Genomic DNA, 22,145 nt, shown 5'->3' with positions numbered 1-22,145 from the left:
GCCGATAACGTGACCGACATCCAGAATGGAGGAACCACCCCCGCGATGAAGCTGCGCACCGATGACGACATTTATCGCGCCCGACTGCTCTACCTCGGGCCGCCGGGATACACCCTCCCGTTCCATCTCCCGTACGCCCAGTACGGGGTCTTCGCGCTGCTTCTGGCCACCTTGATGCTTCTGCGCTGGCTGATCACCGGCACGGTCGACCTGTTCCCGTCCATCGAGATCGCCCTCTCCCTCGTTGCCACCTCGGTGATCTTCAAGTTCGTCGACTCCGACCGCCCTGCCCGTGCGGTCATTCGCACCGCCCTGACCGACTGGCGACGCTCCCGCGACGCCGCCGAAACGACTCCCCTGCCCTCGTTCACCGCCCGCAAGGTACGACTGCGGCCCTTGGTGGTGGAACCGTCCGTGGCCGCCGAACACCTGGAAGCGCATAGGCAACGACAACGTCGGCGGCGACATCCGCTCCAGGCGTCGCCCATGGCCAACCGGGCGCATGTGCGTACGCAACGTGATCTTCGGGGAAGAAATATTGTCAGTCAACCTAATGGGAGTGCCCGATGAGTGACGACCAGAGTCCTGCCGCCGGCCACGGCTCGGCATCCGCCGACTCCGAAAGGGCTGACCGCTCCGGCGATCCGGGTACCGCCGCGCCGGTCGCCAAGTTCTCGGCTCCCCGCCCTCCCGCCAAGGTTCGCGAGCGCGAACGCGCCCGCCAGCCGAAGGCCTTGGATCAGTTGGACGATACGACGGCGTTGGTGGATGCGGTGTTTCGGGCCGAGCAGCCGCCCCCTGAAGCCGCGAAACAAACATCACAGTCAGTGCCTGAACGATCACAGAATCGTGGGGTTACACGTGGGGATAGGGACTCGGGTCGATCGAGTTCTCCACAGGGTTATCCACAGGATGGCAAAAGTTATCCACAGACTCAGCCAAGTTATCCACAGGTCGTATCTCACCCTGTGGATAACTCAGCGGACAATTCGGGCATGCCCGCCCAGTCTGGTCACACCACCCCGCCGCCGAGCGATCCCACGGCTTCTACCAGCGTTAATAACGGGGTTTCAGACAGACGTGCCGGAAGTGGAGCTGATGCGAATTGGGCTCCGACTCCGCCACATCCTGTGGATAACTCGGCTTCGGCCAGTGGCGGTTATCCACAGGACGGGCATTTTTCCCCAGGGCACATTGTGAATTATCCACAGGCGAATCGGGGGCTTCCCCCGGATGTGGAAGAGCGCTTGCGAGCGGTCACCGATAACCAAGTGAACGCACAGCCGCGTCCGCCGCATGTGAGCCAAACGGAGGCGTCGGCCGTCCCGCCGCCCGCCGCCGATCCGTCGTCGGATCTGGTTCCCGTCGAGCAGACCGACGATGCGACGAAGTCGCAACGCAAGCGAAAGGACAAGGAAAAGCAACCCAAGCCGCGTCGTGCCACGCGTCCGATCGAGCGTGATTCCGAGCGACCGCCGAACCGTGAGCTGTCTCTGACCGAGATCTCGGGGCACGTGGTGTTCACTCCGCAAACGGTGACGGCATGGTATGTGATTCCGGGGGTGCGTTGGTCGTTCCGCCCCGATTTGGAACGCGAAGCGCTCATCACCGCCATCGCTGAACAGTACGCGTCTTTGGCGGGGATGCGCCTGCATCTGCGCCGCACCACCCGCCCGTTCCCGGCCGCCGACTGGGCGCGCACGGTCGATGAGAACACGCCGACGCCACTGCCGGGCGTGCCGGGCGGAACGTCCTGGGGCGATCACCTGGTCGCCGCCCAACAGCATCTGCATTCGTTGAGCCATTCGGAAGGCGAGACCTACCTCGGTATTACCTTTGCTCGCCGTAGTCTTTTCGAACAGTGGGGCGACAAGCTGTCGCGTATGTTCGGACGCAGCAGCACCTTGGGCGAACGCGAGCGCGTCGAGAAACGCTGCCAGCAGTTCGACGAGATCCTGGGGTCGTTCGGGGTGCGTGCCCGTCGTGCGTCCACGCAGCAGATCGAGTGGTTGATCTACCGTTCGGTGGCGTTGGGTATGGAGCCTCCGGCGCACCTGTCCGGGCTCGGCTCCGATTGGGAGATCGGCGATACTCTGGCGCTGACCGAGCAGATCGAACGCTACCGTTCTCCGTACGGCTCGTCGGTCAAGCTGGTCAATCGCCTCACCGGCGAAGAGACTCACACCGCCATCGTCACGGTCGGTCGTATGGAGGAGCTGGAGATTCCGCAGCGGCATGAGCCGTGGCTGCATTTCCACGAGCGCTGTCCTTGGCCGTTGGAGATCAGTAGCCGGGTCGACATTCTCGGGGCGGGCGAGGCGTTCAAGGATCTCGACCACCGCCTGCGTCTGATTCGCTCCCAGCAGCACGACTATGACGAGCATGCTCTCGATGCGCCTCCGGAGTTGCAGCGTCTGGCTGAGCGGGCGCTCGTGGTGGGAGACGAGATGACCACGGGACTGCCTATTGAGGCGGCCCGTGCGCACGGTTGGCACCGCATCGCCGTTTCGGCTCCCACGAAGGAGGAGTGCCTGGAGCGCGCGCGGACGTTGATTCAGACCTATCAGCGCGACATGCGCATTAGCGTGCAGCATCCGAAGAATCAGGATTGGCTGGCTCGGGAGTTCATCCCGGGGGAGCCGTTGGCGTCGACGGGTTATGTACGTCGGATGCCGGTGAAGCTCTTCGCGGCGGGTCTTCCGCAGGCGGGCAGTGCGATCGGTGATCATCGTGGGGATCTGATCGGTAATACCAGTGGCACGAGCCGCCGACCGGTGTTTCTTGACCTGCATTTCGCTACGGAGGTGCGGGAGAAGTCGGGCCTGAGCGTGTTCGTGGCCGAACCCGGTGGTGGTAAGTCGACCATGATGGGCGCGTTGGGCTATCTCGCCGCACGGCGTGGGGTGCAGGTGACGCTGCTCGATCCGTCGGGTCCCTTGGCGGAGCTGTGCGAGATGCCGGAGATGAAGCCCTACAGCCGGGTGTTGAACCTGACGGGTTCGGAGTACGGGACGTTGGCCCCGTACGCGTTGATTCCCAGCCCGAACCGCGATCACTATCCCGACACCGCCGAGGGCGACCGGGAGTACGAGATCGCCGTTTCGGGGGCTCGGAGTGAGCGCCGCATGTTGGTGCAGGACATCTGTTCCATGCTGCTGCCGCCGCAGGTGGCGCGGGAGGCGTCCACGGCGCGGCTGTTGCGTCACGCGGCGCGCTACGTTCCGGCGGAGGAGGACAGCGCGCTGGAAGACATTGTGGAATGCTTGCAAGACGCCGAGGGCGAGCGCCGCGACGACGGTGCCGAGTTGGCGGCGTTGTTGTTGGACACCGCCGAGATGCCGTTGGCGAAGCTGTTCTTCGGCAATCCCGCCGAGGGGGCTTTGGACGACGACACCGCTCTGACGGTGATCACCATGTCGGGTCTGCGTCTGCCTGATCTCGGCATCGAACGCGAATACTGGAGCGCCGAAGAGGCGTTGGCCCTGCCGATGCTGCACACCGCGCACCGTTTGGCCGTGCGGCGGGCGTACGGGACCGATATCAATCGCCGAAAGCTCGTGGGGCTGGACGAGGCTCACTTCATGGAGGGTTGGCGTTCGGGGCGTTCGTTCTTGGTGCGTCTGGCGCGGGATTCGCGTAAGTGGAACCTGTCGGCCTTGGTGGCGAGTCAGAACCCCAATGACATTTTGAGTCTGGACGTCCAGAACCTCGTGTCGAACGTGTTCGTCGGTCGTATCGCCGAAGACGCCGAGGTGGCGGCCGATGCCCTGCGGATGTTGCGGGTTCCGACCGGTGTGGGCTACGAGGACGTCTTGGCGTCGCTCAGTTCCATTGATGCTGACAAATCCAGTCGCTTGCCGTATCGTGAGTTTCTGATGCGGGACGTAGACGGGCGAGTGCAGCGCATCCGGGCTGATTTCAGTTGGGTGCGTGGGCTTCTCGACTACCTCGACACCACTCCGGGAAGTCGGAACCAGAAGAACGGCAAGGGGCGCGACGATGGACCGCAGCGTGCCGCCGATGGGCGAGTGCGTTCCGATGCCGCCGCTCGGGAGCGCGAGGAGCAAACTCAGGGCGGCGACTCTCCGAATCCCGATTCCACGCCCGGCTATGACGGGACGAACGTCTTGGAGGAGCTCGAGAAGGAAGCCGACGCCGAGTTGGATGCCGAGCTGCGCCGACGGGATCGGGCCGATCTACGGCGTTCCTCCGACCGCGAGGGGAGCGAATCCGAGTCGGAGGACTCTGATGGGGCCATTGAGGACAGTTCGGAGGTCCGTCGTGAGCCACCGTCACAGAAGAGCGATGGGGCTACTGTGGACAGATCTATTGAGATGGGGCTGCCACCGCGCACCAAGCAGAACAGCATGCGCCCCACGCGATCTCCCGAGAATACCTCATTTAACCCCAAAAAGGGTGAAACTGGACACAATTCCAATCCGAGCTCGGGAGGAAATCGCGCATGAAACGGGTTCTTCCAGTGCTTAAGCAGGCCTTTTCCCGGCAACAACCGGCTAAAGCACGCCGTGGACGGACAACACGCGGCACGACGTACGTAGACGAATCCCGGCGTGTTGATTGCGGCGTCACTTCAAATTGTGCCAAGATGGTACCCAGCCGGGTTGGTCAAGGGTTTAAGCGCTATGAAGAATCCTTTCCGGGGGGAATGCGACCAACCTGGCCGTCATTTGCCTTGGCGGCCTTGCTATTGGTTCTTCTGGTGTTCGTACCTCTAGCGGCTGCTAAGGCTTTTACTTTTTCCGATGAATCCACAAGCGCCAGTCCACAAGAGACCCGCTATGTCAGCTTCACCCAAGACATAATGGACGGCCCTGAGTCCTCGCTCGTACTCCCCCCTGAAAACACGTTGCCCGAAAACACTCAGCCTCGCTATTCAGATACGAGCAAACAGGGCCGCACATATCAGTTTAGTCCTATAAATGACACAGGACAAGACGGAGAAGGCTGGAACGACTCAGAAAACCCTTATCTACAGCAACAACAGCAGCAAAACGACGACGAAGAAGAAACCCCACCGCCCAACGACGGCGACGACGGAACCACCGACCCGAACGAAGACGACGAACCAACCCCACAGGAAGAGGAAAGCCCCGGCGACGAAGACGGATCCGACGTCACCCCACAACAAACCAACTCCTGTACCGACTGGGAATGGCACAACGAATGGTTTAACTGCATCGACAACCTACCCGACGCCCCCGAAGTCGAATGCGCCGAAGAACCCACCCCCTCCAGCCCCGACAGCGGCATGGCCGGATGGTTCGCCGAACCCACCCTCGACAGTGACAAAGACGAAGGCATCGGCATGTACACCTCCTACGGGTACGCCGGTTACCAACTACCGATGTACGGCTCCAAGGCACCCAGCGTCGCCGGATCCTGCGTCGACGCCCTCAGCCTCCCCAACGGAGCCGACTCCGCCAACGCCGTCGCCAACCTACAGTTCAACCTCGCCACCGCCACCACCGGAGCCTCCAACTCCATGCGGCAATACGCCTGGGAGCCCGGAACCATGTGGAGCTGGTCAGACGAATTCCTCGAAACCGGAACCAACGCCGTCTACACCCGCGTGTTCTCCGTATTCGGAGCCATCACGCTCGCCATCGTGGGGCTGTACCTGCTGTGGCGCTCGCGTCAGGCGGAGATGAGCAACGCGGTCACGACCGCGTCGTGGGCGGCGCTGATCATGGTGCTCGTCATCGCGGTCGCACAGTGGCCGACGCAGGCGTCCGGTTGGGCCGACAAGGGGCTGACCATGGGACTGAACGTCTCCACCAACATGCTCCCCGACGAAGGCGCGGAAGGGTGTATCGAGGCCCCGGGTGCCGACCAAGACGAGTACGAAGAGATCAAAGAGTACAACCCGGATGACTGCATCGACACTCGTGGCGGTGCGGTCAAGGCTTCCGACATGGTCGTGGACAAAGTCCTCTACGAAAACTGGCTGCGTGCCATGCTCGGTCAAGGAACTGAATTCACCCCCACCGACGACGAGGACGAAGACGGCAACCCGGTTGTCACCGATGCCAACACCGCCTACAAATACGGTCCCGCACTGTACTGGGCGCAGGCATTGACGTGGAACGAGAACGAGCGCGCTGAGGAAGACCCCGCTAACCGAGCGGAGATCTTCGAGGAGAAACAAAAGACCTGGCGCAACCTAGCCGCTCAAATCGAACGCGAAGACCCCGAAGCGCACGCCGCTTTGGTCGGTGAGCGTGCATGGGAGCGCGCCGGCACCGCCTTGCTGGCACTCGTTACCGCGTTGTTCTTCTCCCTCTTCGACTTGACGTCTTCGCTGTTGATCATCCTGGGATTCATGGTGGTTCGCTTCGCGATCATCGCCTTGCCGATCATCGGTACGGTCGCCTTGCTCAGACCTGCAGGCGGTCCGTTCAAACGGCTGGTGAACATCGTGCTTGCTTCGATCATCAACGTGATGGTCTTTGCGGTGGCCGCCGTGGTGTATCTATACGCCGCATCCCTGATCTTGGGAGCCAATTTGCCCTCTTGGCTGCAGATCGTCCTGATCGGATTGGTCGGGGTATCAGCGTGGATGCTCTTGCGACCGTTCCGAAGGCTCGCTTCCATGCAGGGCAGCCAATCGGCCACCGATTCCCTGCTCGCGCGCAATGACTCGAACAACGAACGTGACTCCAATGCCCGTAAGCAAACGCAAAGCATTCAGGACACGAATACCAACATCAGTCAGATGCGTCGCGAACAGGCGCAACGCCGCCCCGAAACTCGCCCGGACACCGGTTCGGTCTCCGATCAAGCCTCAACTCCACGCCAGGAGGCACACGGCGGTTACGCTCCGGGACAGCAACCGGTTCAGTCGTTCGGTGGCGATGTTTACCGTCCAGGGGGTGGTCGTTGATGATGGTCATGAGATGGCTGGGGAAACTGGCGTTCAGCCGCTTCGGCATAGTGATCATGATTCTGCTGGCGGTGGGCCTCGTACTGGTCTTCGTCGAGCAACGCGTCTCCGGGCCCATGCGCCACGATGATCAGGTGACCGGTTCGGACGCCGAGCAATCGAACGAATCCGCCCCTAACGAACCGATGGACGACGGCGACGTCGTATTCGAAGAGACCACCGATCCAGAACTGTCTCCGGAGGCGGTCGATTTCGCCATGGAGTTCGTAGAGGCCTATTTGGACGTCGAAGGTAAGCGCCAGGACGTCTGGCTCCAGGAATTGGAACCGTTTCTCACCGAGTACATTCACGAGTCGTTGGAAACCGTTGACCTCGAGGCGGTTCCCGCCGACGACGTGCAAGGGGATCCGATTATCAATGAGGATCAAGTGGATGTGGAGCTTGGAGAGGGAACAATTCACCTCACCGTCTCGGAGGATGAAGAGGCGTACGGGAAGAGTCCGGTAATCGTCGAACTCGATTGGACTCCGGCATGACGTTGGGAGCTCAACGTTTCGACAAGCCCGTTCGAAGGTGGAAGCGCCTACTGATCGGGCTCGTCTCCGTGGTCGCGGTGTGTTGTATTGGGGTCGTCTTCACCTTTGTCCAAGTATTTAGTGGCGATGACGACGACGGTAATAACTACGAGGCTTACTGGGCCGGTTGTGGCAACGACGTCGAGGTCGATCCCGACGACGAGTTTCCGCCAGTCCCACCTTATTCATCCGAACAGGTTCAGAATGCCGCCATCATCGTGTCGGTAGGACAGGAAATGGATATACCGGCACGCGGCTGGGTCGTAGCCGTGGCCACCGCGATGCAGGAATCGCGTATTACCAACCTCGGGCACCTCGGAGACGACAACGACCACGACTCACTCGGACTTTTTCAACAGCGACCCAGCACTGGATGGGGAACGCCCGAAGAGATCATGGATCCGGTCTATGCTTCGACCAAGTTCTACGAAAAGCTGCAGACGATCGACGGATGGGAAGCGCTCCCACTCACGGAAGCGGCGCAGGCCGTCCAGCGTTCCGCCTTTCCAGGCGCATATGCCAAGCACGAAACCAAGGCAGGCGAGATCGTCAACGTACTGACCGGCGGTGGCGGACGAGTCTCCGGTGTATCGGTCAATTTGGGTGAATGCGCTGGTCCAGGTGATATTTCCGCACTGGGCTGGACATCCCCGGTCCCCGGCGAACCGGTCAGTTCGAGCTTCCGCACGATGACCCGGCCCGACCACCACGGGGTCGATATCATGGCCGATCCCGGTACACCGATCTACGCGGCAGCCAGCGGTCGCGTGATCAAAGTGCTGTGTAATGCCTATACAGGAGCCGGAGATCCATACTCTTGCGACGTCGACGGATCACCCGCGATTCTAGGCTGCGGATGGTATGTCGATATACAACACGCTGCCGGATACATTACGCGCTATTGCCACATGAAAGAAGAGCCGTACGTTAAGCCTGGACAATACGTCAAGGCAGGGGAACAGATCGGGATCGTTGGCTCGTCCGGTAACTCGTCTGGACCTCACTTGCACTATGAAGTGCATGTCAATGATGACGGCAGTGCGTCAGGCGCAGTTGATCCAATCCCGTTTATGGAACAGGTCGGGGCCGAGCTGGGGTAGTGAATACTCAATCGTCATCTTCTGATGACGTTGGCATCCAAGGTTCCAGTTCGTCGCCTGTCGTAAAGTTGGATACGCAGCTATCGCCAGTAACGTTGACATCAACGGTGAGGTTTACCTGCAAAGAATCTGCACCGTTATCGTTTTGGAAGGTAATTTTCAGAGGAACAGATACCACGTCCTCCTCAAGTTCGGCGGAACCGTTGGAACCTGTCCTACCAGAGTCATAGCCGCTAGAAGTGATCTCCTGTATGGCTTCGACAACCTTCTGCGGATCATCACCAGAAGATTCAACGCATTGCATCTCTCGAGCGGCTATAGGATCATTATGTTTACGGATCTGGTTGACGAATTCTATTGCCAGCTGCTCTGGTGTCACCGACCCGCCCTCAGACTCGGATTCAGTACCGCCATCATCCACGAAGACAGCATTACTAACGCAGAACCCATTGCCCTGCTTCAGCACTGATACCTGCAAGCGATAATGCTGACGAGAGTCGTTCTGGAAAAACAAGTCCCGAACCACGGTATATAGGCCATTCTCTTCGTAGGAGTCAACCGGTCGAATATCGACTTGGCCCGCTTTACCAGTATCAGATTCAAAGTCGTCACGCAGAGATTTCAAGGTAGCGATACCGACTTCTGGATCTGCTCCGTCACAAATGGCAACATATTCTTCGTTTCCCTTTGACCCATGCTGCAAATATCGGTCTGCCGCAACTTTTTCAGACGCAGGGGCTTGATCCTTAAGCGCTACCTCGTCCTCACCATCCGCGCCGCCTTGCGCTACTGCCGGACCTAGCCAAGCGCCCATTCCCAGCGCCACAATCCATGCACCAGCCATGGCCCCAACCTTGCGCCAGTCACGGGGTGGGTCATCGATCGACGTGTTCGGTTCCAAAAACGGCTTAGCCTCATCCTTAGGATTCGCCGTCTTCTTGTCACGACGTCGGTCCATCGATGTTCAACCTCCACAACCCATCACTTTTATCTCCTTCCAATCTTCGCATGTATTGCGATCCTCAGAACAGGAGTCCGAGTGAATTTTCAACTTCCGGCTCACCTCGAGACCATCGCCCCCAGAGAAACTATTGCTTCTTTATTACCAACAAACTGCGCTCCACAACTGCTGAAGTGCTTCGCTTGGGCCACCAGCACCCAGCCATGCCATCCCACGCCGCTCCCCGGACCTTCCGGTGTGGCCCAGCGTTTCATAGCACTGTCCCCTTCATACACCGGTTGCTAACGTATGCAACTATGAAGTAACAAATCGTTCACTGCTTTGTACGTAACTAAACAAGTCCAACTCCCCCAAGGATTTGAAATGACCGACCAACCCGAGAGCTTTGCCCCTGAATCCGGTTCGAGCGTCACCTTGCCCGGTGGAATCGAAATCCGCCCGTCCCGCACTTCCCAAGGCGTCGCCATCTACTACGGCGGCGAACGCATTATCAACTTCGACGAAGACGCGCTCGACGAGTTCTCACTCAAACTCGGAAGCTCACTCGACGAGTTCGTGGAAATCATCTCGAAGATGGATTCAGGCAACTCCTACGAAGGCCCAAAGTTCGATTCAAACGGAAACGGCTACATCGAAACGACGGTGCAGCATCGCGGCGACGACCCCGCTTTCGGGGACTTTGAAGACGCTCTGGATGTCCGAGACTCATTCTTCAAAAACGTTTACGAGCCACGCGCCGCACAACTCAAGCAGATCAAAGAAGCCGGTCACCAAACCGTCGCACGGGCCGACGCAGCCCGAGACCGCTATATCGACGCTGACGACAATGCGAATGCCAAGCTCAAAGGCATCATGGACGAATTCGACTAACCCTTTAGGAAGGATTGAGCGGCTATGTCCAGCGAGGGTCGTGGATTCGACTACTACCGCTACAACTTCACCCACGAACAACTCTGGGAACAATTCTCAACCTCCGACCCCGACTCACTCGCCCACGCCGAAAACTTCTACACGCACAAAGGTGACGGAGTCGAAGCCCTCGGCAACGAATCAAAACAACAAACCGACACCCTCATGCACTTCTGGACCGGCCCCGCAGCCGAACGCTTCGCCGCCAAACTATTCGAACTCAAAGAATACCTGGATACGCACGGTTCAGAGTTTAAATCAATCGGACGTAGCTACCTTTCGGAACCACAACGTGCACTAGAGGATGCCTGGTCGCGTGTTAAACAGGTCGGTGAATACGGCGAGTTCGGCCTTAATCCCGCCTACAACCTAACGTTTGACGAGTGGTGCGAACACCACCACGGAGAAAACTTCCTCTCCAAAGACGGCTTCAAACAATCCAAAGAAAAAGCACGCTACGAAGCCTACAAATCAGAACGATTCGACCAATTCGCCGAAATCGTCTCCGACCTCGCCGACGTCTACGCCGTCTACCGCGACGGATTCGACAAAATGGACCCTCCCCCACCACCTCCCGGTCTAGATCCCGATGACGTGTCTTTGACCCCGCAAGGTTCACAAGCCACATCGACACGCGAACCCATCAACAACCCCACCACGTCGGGAGCTAACCCCGGCGGTGCGACAGCTGATGACGACGGTTCCAATAACCTCACTGAGAATGACCCAGCACCGTGGGACGACGATGACGACGACTTCGTCGCCTGGAACCCCGACACCTACGACAACCTCGACACCGACCCCGCCACCGGACTCGCCGCCAGCCGAGCACCCACACCCCAATACGGACTATTCGGAAACCCCATCCAACCCAACACCCCCACTGCCGGACCCACCGTCCCCGGCACACCCGACACCACCATCACCTCCACCAACCCGAGCACCACCACGCCTGGTAGCAGTAACAGCGCGGCAGGAGGCGGACGACCCGCTGGATCAACAACATCAACCACCAGCTCCACCTCCGGAGGTAGCCGATCACAAGCCCCGGGAGGGATGGGACGCTCCCCCAACGCCACCAGCAGTAAGACCTCCACGCCCGACGATGACGACGCTAAAAACAAGCGGTCACGGCAGGGCCGACCAAAACCATTCAACCGCCTCCCCCGCAACACCGCCACAACAACGGCAGGAAGCACTACAGCCGCTCACGACAGCGATGACGACTCCGAGACAACCGATAACCGTCGGAAACGCCGCCTACAACTCTTTGAAGACCACTTCGACTTCAACGTCTACCTCAACCCCGAAGAATACGACGACTAACCACCAACCAACACCACAACATAATGCCACCCGTGCTGGCTAAACCAGCGGTAACGGTGTCGTAGTACCCGAACCCGAACGACGCTGGATCCACGACAGCGCACTAGGATCGCGTCCTCCCTCTCCGATCTCCATCTGCTAGCTTTCCCTGTCGAACACGGAGAGGTGGCTACTGAGGCCCGAATGGGTTCTGAGCCCCACCGGTTCCAACAGGACCAGGACTGGTGCGTTTGCGGCGCTGCTGGCGCACCAACACCACCGTCACGATCACGCCACCAAGCACCACCAAACCGGCAGCGCCTATCAACAACCCCAACGATTGGCCACTATCCGCTTCAGACTCAGCACCAGCAGACTCCTCACCTTCGGAACCCGAATCAGACTCCGGAGCAGTGTCGTCGGCCTCGGGGGTGTCGACGAGGCGGTTGTCTGCCAAAGCCTCCGCCGCATACTCCTCGCTGGCCCCTTGTTCGCCCAAGGGATAGCCCAACGGGTTGGACTCCACGCCACTAATATCGCTCTCAATAGCAGCCTGAACATCCACAACTCCATACCCCAGCTCGTCGGAACGGCTGCCGTCGACGCCGGAGGCGGTGTCTATCAAACGCTGAATAATGTCATTACCAGTCAAGCTAGGGTCAGACGCCTTCACCAACGCCGCGGCACCCGCCACCGCCGGAGCAGCATACGACGTCCCCTGACAGTCCTCATACAAATCCTCTTCAGTCGCCTCCGGAGCCCAATCCGGACGCTCCTCCGCCGACTGCGTCAACAAACACGGGCGATAATCCGCCGGAGCCGCCACCACAACCTCAGGACCCGTCGTCGACGAGGACCACGAATCGCCATTACGGCCCGTACCACTCACCACAACCACACCCGGTTCCCTCGCAGGATCACCCACAGCCGCATCGGGATCATTCCCACCAGCCGCCACCACAACCACACCCTGATCCATGGCATACTGCAACGCCATCTGCTCCCGCTCCCTCGGGCCGCCACTCAACCCCGACGAAATATTAATAACATCGGCACCCTCCTCCACCGCATAATAAATCGCATCAGCAAAAGCACGAGAATTACGATTCGGCTTCATACCCGGTGCAATCTCTTCCGGTGCCCACACTGCAATCGGGAGAATTGTGACCTTAGGGGCGACCGCTACCAACGCTCCAGCAAGGGCCGTGCCGTGATACGAGGCCCGACTATGAGCGGACCGCTCAGGAGCCGTTGAGTCAACTCCGTCGCGAATATCCATACCCTCGAATACTGGATGCGCAGCAATGCCATCGTCAATGATGGCGACTGTGATTCCTTCGCCTTGCGTCGTATCCCAGGCCTCGTCCGCATTGATCTGATCGACAACCCACCGGTTACCGTCTTCGAACGCCTCCGTCTGCGCTCCAGCCCTACTCGACCAAATAACCAACATCGCCATCGCGATCAGCAAGACCAGACACCGAACCGGCCAACGCGCCAGGCCAAAGGAACCGTAGATCATCGCGCATCCTTACGTAACGCTTGACATGGGGGACTTATAGACACAACCATAGCGAACCATCACTATCCGCAACACTCCGCCCACACAAGCGCACCCAAGCTGGATGGTTCTACTCATTTACGAGTCTTGGCTCGATATCCTCAATCAAGCTCATCGCGATATCGTTCCACTCCTCCTCGTCGTACGAGGACTTACCGGAACCCAGGTGGACTTTGATACTCAGATTCTCCCTTTGGACACCCAAATGAAAGTGTTGCATTGTAACGCCTCTGCTGGACTCCGTGATCGATTGAAACCTATCCACTTGATCCCAACCGTCAGGATTATCCGGACTGTTCGGTTCTTCCTCCAATACGCTCAAGTCTTCCGGCCATTCCAGCCTTGATTGGGAGTTAGCCAACGCAACCTCTATTTCGACATCGATGGGCAGCGCTGATTTAATCTCCGGTTCTGTAAGCTCTTCAAACTCATAATTAGCGCTACAGGTCAAACTTGCCGTACTTGCTAGGCTCTCAGGAACGTATCCACCGAGAAGTTCCCACTCAACGCGATCCCTGACAGATGACCCATGATGCGATGCGGCAAACAAGCTGTAACGAGTGTACTGCTCGGGTACAACATCCTGAATATAGGTTGTGCTTGGAGACACATCCATAGTTGTGAATACGTCATATTCAAGATGCGAGTACATTTCTTCCATCTCACCACTACCGGGGTACACAATATTCAAATTCGCATCCGCGCTTGATGGGTCATCGGTACACGATGTAGCGAGGAATAGGACAGCCAGAACAAGCGCGGCACGAACCTTGAACCGAATATGATACTTCGTCACCTTACCTAGATCCCACACTGATCCACCTTTGCAGCCTTCACATCGATCCCAAATACCATCTTCACTTCGTCCTCAACGCAATTGGTAGCCATTTAGCCCAATTGGACCGTGTTTCGCAAACCAATACAGTGATCTAGATTCAGTCTAGTATCAAATGAAGTTCGGCAAGGTAACCGGTACTTACCCATACCAGTAACCCGTACACTGGGCAATCATAGAATTAGTATTAAAAGTCGCTCAGTGCCGCTACCGACGAGTGGTCCTTCCCCACGAGCCCGCTACGGAGAACCCGGCTCGCTCCCGGAACCCGCATGGCTTTCACCATCCATCGCCGCAACCACAACTGCGCCATCGTTTGCGGCAGGAAGACCTTCTCCGCATTCTTCCGAGCCGTCATTTTCCGATCGCGTACTACGTCCTTCAGCCGTGACTCACACTCCCGCAACGCCGACGGAACATCCTCAGACGATGTCACATCCCGTAGACGTTCTCCCAAAACATACGCACCGGCCACCCCCAATGACGCACCCTGTCCCGCAACCAGGGACACCGCATAAGCCGCATCCCCCAAGAACATCGTGCGACCGTCGACCCACTGTGGAAGATCGATTTGGGCGACAACATCGTAGTAGATCTCGGACGGAGAAGGACACCCGTCGAGCGCTCGCTGCGCCAATGGCCCAATCCCGTCGTATCGCTCTTTAAGAACGGTACGCGGGTCGTCAGGCAATGGCCCCGAATCGCGATGCACCGTAAATACGGCAACCTTGCCTTCCCGCGTCCCGTAGAACCCCATCTGAGCATCCAACGATTCGGTGAGAATCAGGGAACCGTTGACCTGATCAAATACCTCTGGATCGTCGAACACAAAGGCAGCGGTATGCATTCCCAGCGGGTAGAGAAACTTGTCTTCGGAACCGAATTTCATTTCACGAGTCTGCGAATGAATCCCGTCAGCGCCGATCAACAGGTCGGCCTCGACGGTCGTCCCATCGGACAACTCCGCGACAACCGTTTCTGACGTTTCATCAATCGACTCGATGACCGTGCTGTAGCGAATATCGGCTCGGTCCCCGACTGCTTCGGTCAGTAGGTATTCCAGGTCCGGGCGCATGATGCTCACGAGTTTTCCGCTCATGGCCTTCTCCAAGGTGCCGTACCGCAACCGTGCCCGCACGTTATTGTCGGCGTCGACGTAGTCGGCCTGCGCCACTTGTTGTCCGAATTCATGGAGACGATCTTCATACCCCATGAGCTCTACGGCTTCATAGCCCGGACCGAAAAAGTCGATCATGTATCCCTGCGGGCGTGGACCGGACGCTTTTTCGACTACAGCGACATCCCATCCATGACTGGTCAACCGTTCGGCTGCGGCCATTCCGGTTATTCCGGCTCCACTGATAAGCGCTTTCATGCCGCACCACTTTCCGACCGGAGGACCTGCTTGAGTGAGGGTGCCATCGTTGATGCTGCGAGAGATGGGTTGAGCGCCTTGTGCAGGACGAACCCGTCGAGTGCGGACATGAACGTGAGTGCCGGCCCGTCGGACGATATGTTGTGGCGTTCGAGGAACTGCCCGACCTCCTCTTGGAACTCAACTGTGGCCGTGGTGAATTCGTCCCGTAGCCGCTCATCGCGCGTTGCCTGAAGGTAGGTTTCCGCGAACAGCAACGAAGTCGGATCGAGACCCGAGAACATGTCGATGTGGGCGAGCATGGCGTCAACCGCGTCTTCTGGCTGGTCGACGAGTGCCAATGCACCGCCTACGGCACCCAGGGTTTCGCGTATGACTCGCATGGCGGACTGACACAGCAAATCCTGCAGCGAATCGAAATGATAGTGAACGAGCCCGGACCTAACTTCGGCTCGTTCTGCCAACTTACGTGTGCTGACGCCGTTCCAACCCAACTCGGGTATCAGTTCAGCACCCGCTTCCAGCAGTTTCTCTCGAACTTCACTGCCCCGGGATTGCGGAGCACTTTCTTGGTCATTCGTCTTGGTCATGTGACCAAATTACCACGCAGTGCCGTACTTGTACAAGACTTCCCGACATTTCCGTCTAGCCAACGGTCCTTGATGCGGCGACGATCAACGGCAGCGACTGCCCGTATCTCCTCAAATGACCTGGTTTTTCAGCTGGCACATTGGACGGTAAGAATTGTTTCGGTTTCTGGTTACGCGATGTCGTTTATCCCAAGAAATGGTGGCCAGGGGTGCCTCATGTCCCTGGCCACGTTCATTGGTAGGTGGTTCGGTGGGTTGGTTAGTCGGGTTGGTTGAGGTAGGGCCTGACGGTCCAGGCGATTTTGTCGGTCAGTTCGGGCAGCCAGGTGGTGCTACGGCGCGCTCGGGTGTAGAGGCGTTCGTTGTAAAGCACTACGTTGGGTCGCCTCCATTCGTGGCAGTAGGCGATCGCGTCCGGTGGACACTCCCGTTCAGGTGTCGATTCCTTCTCCCCTTCAGGCTCGAGGCACGATGTGGCTCTGCCTCGTAGTCCGTCATTCGTCCTGGTGTTGACGGGGAGAAGGTAGACGGTTTTACCGGTCACATCGAGGTGGGCGTGCCAGTGGTGCCGGTCGTGTTCGATGGTGCCGATGACGACGGCGTCGGTCGGCAAATAGTTAACCGGCATGAGTCACGGGCTCCTCTCTAGGATCGATGAACCGAGTGGGAACGTGGCGATTGTGGAAGAATCGTTCCACCGCCGCGCGGAGACGTTGGTCGAGCCAGAACATGTCCATCGTGCCGTTGGCGATCAGACTGTGACGTGCTGGATTATCACTCCAGTCGATATGGTCGGCATACTGGGCATCCCAGGCAATCGATCCCAGAAGTGTTTCGGCTCCGCCGGGCTCGACGGCGACGATGGCCGCCGACATGAGCGTCATTCGCCGCAACTCGATAGTGCGTGCCAGGAATCCCACTCGCGCGATGACCGGTCCGGTCGTGGGCAGTTGTCCCCGCCAGCAGACCTGACGATGCTCGGGGTAGAACGATTCCCGCTCATACGGGGCCGTGCGGTCTTGGCTGTGTCCCAACGGTCGTGTTCGATATCCCGGAGGAGGTGACGTGTTGACCCCAGCGAAACGGCCACCACTGTCACGCGAGACGGTGGTGGCCCTGCGACCTGAGCCGAGTCTTTGGCCGGTGGCATCGTCCGTACCGTGACCGGTGCTCATCCCCTCTGCGAGACCGCGACCGTATGCAGGGGCTGTACGAGGAGCGGATCCGGTAGCGTGACGAGATCCTGCACGAGGATCGGGGCTCGTGGTCCGATCGGTAGACCGACCCGTGGCCAACGGGGCATCGGTCGCACTGAACGACCGTCCAACAGCAGGCTCGGCGTCGGCCCCGGCCGTGCTGGTTCTGGCACTCCGCCTGGCTTTACCGAGGCTACTTGAAGCAGCAGCGCCATTGGCAGCGACACTAACCGTGGCGAGGCGAAAAGCCGCCAGGACGAAGGTGACAATGCTGGCGATGACGGTGATTTCTGCATACAGCGGATCGATCATGACAGGACACCACCCAGCTGCTGTTCCACGCGGGCCGCGATAGCTTCCGCGTCAGGGGCGTGGGCACTGTCCAGGTGAGTAAGTTGGTCGTGAGCTTCCATGGCGTGGCCGAGTATCCAGCCGTCCATCCCCGCAGGGATCGACCACCCCGACACCGGAGTCAACAAGCTGGTGCCCGTGCCGCAGTGGACTGTAGCGGCGGAGTTGCCGTTGATCTCCACCCAGAGAGTGTGGCGGCTGGTTTTGTGGACGATGTCGATGGTGTTGCCGTTGAACGTCAGTGTCTTCAACACTGTAGGCATAACAATGCTCCGATCTCCCCTTCCAGACACAAGGCATGAAGGGGGTGTGGACGGTACATGGTGCAACGGTTCAAGGGAGCAAAAACGGACGCCGAGTGCGAGACGGAAGCGCTACCGACGCGACCGGCGGTGGTGATGGTGGAAAAAGACAGGGCTATCCACTAAGATGAGAAAACACAAAGCACTCCTTTCGAGGTGTTGTTTTTGTTGCGGTGGCTCGCCAGAACCTTGTTTGGTCGCATGGCTGGCGAGCCACTACTGCAATCGGACTGGATGCCTGATTGAAGTCCTCGACGATCATCGGGATCGCCCGGCAGTCGACAGTGTCACCCACACGCGACACAAAGTCAACAACCAACACGCCACGGGCCCACAAACCGTCCAATTCTTCATTCCCTATATGCTTTTCTCTTCATACATTGAGTTCCTCTAGAACGGAATGACTTCACAAGAGTCCCTAGTCCGATATATAGCTTCACACCGTCACAAATTCAGTTCATCAATATTTCTCGATCATACCTTGGATCGTAGTATGAACTCGCCGGTTAAGGCCCCGATTTCAGTCTCGCTCAACCCAATGGTCTTTCAAGATGAACTCGGCAAGCTCACGAATTTCCTTAACTTCACTAAGTTGAGGCTCGTCTGGACCGAATCCTTTCACAGTAGCTTGTGCAGATATTTCAACGTTCCTAATAAGGCCACAAAAGTCAATCAGGTGGGTACTATAGGTACTCCCGCTATTTGGTACCTCAACTTCACTATTACTAACAGTCGCATTCATTTGATTCCATTCAGTTTTATTCGTATTAAAATCGGTTTTTTCGTTGTAATTGCAATCAGTTTCTTCAATAGGTTCCTCACCACGAACAGCTACAAGTACCTGAATCTCAGAAATATCTCCATTGTCAGCATCTGCAAAATTTTTGCGCACCTCATCCCAGCCGACTCTGTATCTACAGGTCAAAATACTCTCCGTTACCGAACCTGATTTCGAATCGATTTCTTCGTCGCCTGGAAATTTGTCTGCTACAGACGATGGGACTTCTTTCGGGCAAAAATCAGGACTAGAAATGGCCTTCGATGGGATATATGACGTTGATTCCTCGGAGGTAGACGGGACTGGGTTAACATTACCATTCTGTGAAGTACAGCTACCTACAAATGATATAGCCACTACAATACCCAAAACCCGATACACCAAGAGCATCATCTGTTTAAACCTTGTCTCCATCCGTCTCTCCTCTCAATCTGCAGGTTTCCACGTATATCTCGCTGCCATAACTGCGTCTAGTTATCATTCCGCATTTTACGAGATCCACGCTTCGCCGTATCGGTCTCTACATAATCCATTTGGTCATACCCCTCAAGTTCCTCCCAATAAGGATTATCGAAATCATAGTTCCCTGTATCATCACCACCAGCAGGGAAATCCGTTTCAGTCGCGCTAATATCTCCCGGATTAAAATCGTTTTCTAGCTTTCCGGCATCCTCAAGATCATCGATATACCGTTGTGCGTCTTCCACGGAATCGTTGTCGGCTTCAGAATACGCCAAAGCCGCATCACGCAATTGTTCACAAGCTGCATAATATCGAGCAGAAGTAGTACGTATAATGTCGATTATAAATTCATTCAAATCGGTAACCATATTGTCGGGAGGTGTTGCCGATCCATCATGGGTTGCAAGGCTAGGAAGACTGGAATCAAGGCCCCGAACCTCGTGCACTAGACGATCATAACCCTCACCTAGGCCGGAAAGCTGCTTCGCCATTCCAAATAGAACGCTTATATCAACGTGGTATCCGTCTTGCGTATTACCGCTTCCCTCCGGATTATTCCGGCTAATGTCATATAGCTCTAGGTTGCGTGAGGGGACACTCCCAAGAGACGAATACAATTTGGACACCGAGGTTTCGTATAGCGTTTCAAACTCTTCTACTTCATGTTTAATCGCCCTTAGGAGACCATAATGTTTTACAACAACTTCAATTGTGTTGTTAATGAATATTGTCTTAGGATCTCCAAATTTTGCCTGTTGCCATTGGGCAATTCCTACAATACTCGAAATAGAATCACCGATGACAGGAACTAGGTCGACGATTGCTTTCGAAACATTGAACGCATCACCTTGATCCTTTAGGTGAGTTTCCGTTGTCTGTATGTTGGACGCTGCTGTTATAGCGGATTCCAGGATCTCTATCGTCTGCTCACGGGTCTGAACAATCGAATTTGCTCGAGCGTTAATTGCTTGTGCACATCCAACCATAATCCCAGATTGATTACCCAATGTTGTTATAAGGTTAGAAAAGAAGCCTTCAGCAGCAGTATCAGCAGCAAGACCGGTCCAGTCAACCATCCAAGCTGATCCGCCCCGACTGGTATCAATGGTCTGTACAGCCTCGTACAGAGACACGTCTTGCGATAGGTCACGCATCATTTCTACGTCGCTGCTCGGCGACGCCGCATTATCCATAGGGTGGTCAAGCGTTCCGATGGCACGAACAAGCAAGTCCCACCGATCCTTAAGTTCCTCCACATCATGGTCAGCGAACCAGAGGATTTCTCGCTCTAGCACGTCTCTATCCTCAGCGGCCCATTCGTTGGCTGTCCTGAGCACTTGTATCGCCTGGCAACCTTCAGCTAGGACTTCTTGGTCAACGCTGTACTCTTCACCGTCGCCCGTATTACCGTTTGGAACGTGGAAGTTACATTCTCTGTGGTTGTACTCCCTTGGATCTCCAGAGGGCATTGATCCTGTATCGATAAATTTTAGGGTATCGCAATATCCGAGATGACGTTGAATGGTTTCATTGTTCAAGAAGTTCCACTTTTCAGCAAGCACCTTAAGCGCTTCCGGCCCTGCTGCAATGGAATCCACCATGCCTTGCATTCCACTGCCGCCACCCTCCAGCGCCATATGCCCAGGACCCACCTCGTTCGTCGGGAATCTAGCGGCGTTTTCCAGTGCATAGCTTGACATCGTCTCAGCTATATCGACGGTATGCCGCCAAGCCAATGCCTTCTCGAACTTCTCCAATAGTGATTCAACGTGAGTTACGTGTTCCTGGCCCATGCGATCTCGGGTCCTTTCGAACAAGTCAGGCGGTATGGCTGGGGGACAATCGTTCTAGCACCACCATAAGGCATTGTAACCAACTGATTTCAGATACGTTATAAGCTGAATAGATATACCACAACTACCCAGGTTTAAGGTTTAGCGAAATGTTGCGGGCATCTGGGACACACGGTCTGTCCCCGCTCGTTCATACTCCGTTGAGCATGAGGCGTAAGTTTCGAAATTTTGTGTGGTGTTTCGACTGGTTTTAGTTTGTGTCGGCCACAAAGTCGAGCACATCGGTCCACGGTGGTGTTGTCCGGTTTCGAGCAAGTGCCCTTCGACGTAACCTTATTCAGCGAGTGGCCCTTCAAGGAACCCTCAGCTCAAGGTGTTAGGGAGGGCCGCCAGGTTCCGCACCACCATCTCCGACATGGACTGATTCCTCTCCACCATCACTCACCCCATCGACATCCGTATCCAGACGAGGGCCGACAACGATCTCTCCAGTCTTGAAGCTTCCAACCCAACTCGGCCTTACCGAAGCAGCGCGTTACGAATCCCGCCGCCACAATACGAGGAACACCGACAGACACTCCTTCCTGCTGGTTAACGGCAACGGCACCTTGACACGCCAACTACGGCAGCGATCCCGCCCACACCCTGTACGTACCCGTCTCAGACATTCTCGCCGACCTCGAAACCACGCGAAACATCATGGTCCCGGACATCACACCACTCACCCAGTACGATTGCAGCTTCTACGACCCCTGCTAAGAATGTCCTCATACGGAAAGGCGCCGAAATCTCCCTGGGTGTCACCGAGCTAGGCATGGACACCGACGTTCGCCGTTCTATCGCAATCAACCACGGAATACCTTTGACTCCGAACCCGTTAATCGACGAGGAAGCATTCCCCACGGGTGCAAATCCAAACGTCAACTGCACAAGACTCGCCGCGAACGATACAGAACAGACTATTGAGCCGGAACTCGACGGTTCATTCTGCGGTGAACCTTAATATGAGCTATCGTTCTGACATGGACGTGCGGCGGTTGACTTCCGCGCCAAATATCTAGCGTCTTCACAGAATGTGCGCTGTCTTCAACGATGCGGACAACGGTGTATTTGACATATCGACTGACTCGACGACAACAACCGACACACCC

The 22,145-nt window shown here is 57.1% G+C and carries 15 protein-coding genes and 2 pseudogenes; 7 read left to right on the top strand and 10 right to left on the bottom strand.

Annotated features, from left to right (window positions below; translation table 11 throughout):
• Positions 1–45 precede the first annotated feature (45 nt).
• The 5 genes and pseudogenes from HALAL_RS19285 to HALAL_RS0106790 all read left to right on the top strand — a co-directional run.
• A pseudogene (locus HALAL_RS19285) lies at positions 46–393 on the top strand (hypothetical protein); the annotation flags it as partial.
• A gap of 716 nt (positions 394–1,109) precedes the next feature.
• Positions 1,110–3,968 (top strand): annotated as a pseudogene (locus HALAL_RS0106805) (ATP-binding protein); the annotation flags it as partial.
• A 698-nt stretch (positions 3,969–4,666) separates the two neighbouring features.
• Positions 4,667–6,901, top strand: coding sequence for an MFS transporter (locus tag HALAL_RS16675; protein WP_156937645.1), 2,235 nt, complete (start codon positions 4,667–4,669; stop codon positions 6,899–6,901).
• A complete protein-coding gene (locus HALAL_RS0106795; RefSeq protein ID WP_025273279.1) occupies positions 6,901–7,437 on the top strand; it encodes a hypothetical protein in 537 nt (178 codons plus the stop codon). Before HALAL_RS16675 ends, HALAL_RS0106795 begins: the two co-directional genes overlap by 1 nt.
• Positions 7,434–8,576 (top strand): M23 family metallopeptidase, encoded by a 1,143-nt coding sequence (locus HALAL_RS0106790; protein WP_025273278.1) that lies wholly within the window; start codon positions 7,434–7,436, stop codon positions 8,574–8,576. Before HALAL_RS0106795 ends, HALAL_RS0106790 begins: the two co-directional genes overlap by 4 nt.
• A 7-nt stretch (positions 8,577–8,583) precedes the next feature.
• On the opposite strand, the gene HALAL_RS0106785 is transcribed toward HALAL_RS0106790, so the two are convergent.
• On the bottom strand, positions 8,584–9,534 hold the full coding sequence (locus HALAL_RS0106785; RefSeq protein WP_025273277.1) for a hypothetical protein: 951 nt from the start codon (positions 9,532–9,534) through the stop codon (positions 8,584–8,586).
• 366 nt (positions 9,535–9,900) lie between these two features.
• On the opposite strand from HALAL_RS0106785, the gene HALAL_RS0106780 reads away from it, so the two are divergent.
• Complete coding sequence (locus HALAL_RS0106780; protein WP_025273276.1) at positions 9,901–10,407, top strand: hypothetical protein; 507 nt, start codon at positions 9,901–9,903, stop codon at positions 10,405–10,407.
• A 24-nt stretch (positions 10,408–10,431) separates the two neighbouring features.
• On the top strand, positions 10,432–11,772 hold the full coding sequence (locus HALAL_RS0106775) for a WXG100 family type VII secretion target (protein WP_025273275.1): 1,341 nt from the start codon (positions 10,432–10,434) through the stop codon (positions 11,770–11,772).
• Between the two features lie 169 nt (positions 11,773–11,941).
• On the opposite strand, the gene HALAL_RS0106770 is transcribed toward HALAL_RS0106775, so the two are convergent.
• The 9 genes from HALAL_RS0106770 to HALAL_RS0106725 form a co-directional block, all read right to left on the bottom strand.
• Positions 11,942–13,273: a S8 family serine peptidase gene (locus HALAL_RS0106770; protein WP_025273274.1), complete on the bottom strand. Its 1,332-nt coding sequence runs from the start codon at positions 13,271–13,273 to the stop codon at positions 11,942–11,944.
• Positions 13,274–13,382: 109 nt separating this feature from the next.
• A complete protein-coding gene (locus HALAL_RS0106765; RefSeq protein WP_025273273.1) occupies positions 13,383–14,126 on the bottom strand; it encodes a hypothetical protein in 744 nt (247 codons plus the stop codon).
• A 208-nt stretch (positions 14,127–14,334) separates the two neighbouring features.
• Complete coding sequence (locus tag HALAL_RS0106760; protein WP_025273272.1) at positions 14,335–15,522, bottom strand: FAD-dependent monooxygenase; 1,188 nt, start codon at positions 15,520–15,522, stop codon at positions 14,335–14,337.
• Positions 15,519–16,112 carry a TetR/AcrR family transcriptional regulator gene (locus tag HALAL_RS0106755; RefSeq protein WP_025273271.1) on the bottom strand — a complete coding sequence of 198 codons (594 nt, stop codon included), beginning with the start codon at positions 16,110–16,112 and terminating at the stop codon, positions 15,519–15,521. Before HALAL_RS0106755 ends, HALAL_RS0106760 begins: the two co-directional genes overlap by 4 nt.
• 259 nt (positions 16,113–16,371) lie before the next feature.
• Complete coding sequence (locus HALAL_RS0106750; RefSeq protein WP_025273270.1) at positions 16,372–16,740, bottom strand: hypothetical protein; 369 nt, start codon at positions 16,738–16,740, stop codon at positions 16,372–16,374.
• Entirely contained in the window at positions 16,730–17,287 is a 558-nt protein-coding gene (locus HALAL_RS18525) for a hypothetical protein (RefSeq protein ID WP_156937644.1), read from the bottom strand. Before HALAL_RS18525 ends, HALAL_RS0106750 begins: the two co-directional genes overlap by 11 nt.
• A 329-nt stretch (positions 17,288–17,616) precedes the next feature.
• A complete protein-coding gene (locus HALAL_RS0106740; protein WP_035534410.1) occupies positions 17,617–17,922 on the bottom strand; it encodes a hypothetical protein in 306 nt (101 codons plus the stop codon).
• A gap of 559 nt (positions 17,923–18,481) precedes the next feature.
• Positions 18,482–19,153: a hypothetical protein gene (locus HALAL_RS18520; protein ID WP_156937643.1), complete on the bottom strand. Its 672-nt coding sequence runs from the start codon at positions 19,151–19,153 to the stop codon at positions 18,482–18,484.
• A gap of 56 nt (positions 19,154–19,209) precedes the next feature.
• Complete coding sequence (locus HALAL_RS0106725) at positions 19,210–20,994, bottom strand: hypothetical protein (protein ID WP_025273266.1); 1,785 nt, start codon at positions 20,992–20,994, stop codon at positions 19,210–19,212.
• Positions 20,995–22,145 lie beyond the last annotated feature (1,151 nt).

Source organism: Haloglycomyces albus DSM 45210, from assembly GCF_000527155.1.
Lineage (GTDB): Bacteria > Actinomycetota > Actinomycetes > Mycobacteriales > Micromonosporaceae > Haloglycomyces > Haloglycomyces albus.
The sequence above is the reverse complement of the archived record's forward strand: the minus strand, read 5'-3'. Positions and strand labels throughout refer to the sequence as shown.

Excerpts from the sequence above, each read along its gene's own strand:
- HALAL_RS16675 (WP_156937645.1), top strand. The coding sequence starts at position 4,667 with ATGCGACCAACCTGGCCGTCATTTGCCTTGGCGGCCTTGCTATTGGTT.
- HALAL_RS0106795 (WP_025273279.1), top strand. The coding sequence starts at position 6,901 with ATGATGGTCATGAGATGGCTGGGGAAACTGGCGTTCAGCCGCTTCGGC.
- HALAL_RS0106790 (WP_025273278.1), top strand. The coding sequence starts at position 7,434 with ATGACGTTGGGAGCTCAACGTTTCGACAAGCCCGTTCGAAGGTGGAAG.
- HALAL_RS0106785 (WP_025273277.1), bottom strand. The coding sequence starts at position 9,534 with ATGGACCGACGTCGTGACAAGAAGACGGCGAATCCTAAGGATGAGGCT.
- HALAL_RS0106780 (WP_025273276.1), top strand. The coding sequence starts at position 9,901 with ATGACCGACCAACCCGAGAGCTTTGCCCCTGAATCCGGTTCGAGCGTC.
- HALAL_RS0106775 (WP_025273275.1), top strand. The coding sequence starts at position 10,432 with ATGTCCAGCGAGGGTCGTGGATTCGACTACTACCGCTACAACTTCACC.
- HALAL_RS0106770 (WP_025273274.1), bottom strand. The coding sequence starts at position 13,273 with ATGATCTACGGTTCCTTTGGCCTGGCGCGTTGGCCGGTTCGGTGTCTG.
- HALAL_RS0106760 (WP_025273272.1), bottom strand. The coding sequence starts at position 15,522 with ATGAAAGCGCTTATCAGTGGAGCCGGAATAACCGGAATGGCCGCAGCC.
- HALAL_RS0106755 (WP_025273271.1), bottom strand. The coding sequence starts at position 16,112 with ATGACCAAGACGAATGACCAAGAAAGTGCTCCGCAATCCCGGGGCAGT.
- HALAL_RS0106750 (WP_025273270.1), bottom strand. The coding sequence starts at position 16,740 with ATGCCGGTTAACTATTTGCCGACCGACGCCGTCGTCATCGGCACCATC.
- HALAL_RS18525 (WP_156937644.1), bottom strand. The coding sequence starts at position 17,287 with ATGAGCACCGGTCACGGTACGGACGATGCCACCGGCCAAAGACTCGGC.
- HALAL_RS0106740 (WP_035534410.1), bottom strand. The coding sequence starts at position 17,922 with ATGCCTACAGTGTTGAAGACACTGACGTTCAACGGCAACACCATCGAC.
- HALAL_RS18520 (WP_156937643.1), bottom strand. The coding sequence starts at position 19,153 with ATGGAGACAAGGTTTAAACAGATGATGCTCTTGGTGTATCGGGTTTTG.
- HALAL_RS0106725 (WP_025273266.1), bottom strand. The coding sequence starts at position 20,994 with ATGGGCCAGGAACACGTAACTCACGTTGAATCACTATTGGAGAAGTTC.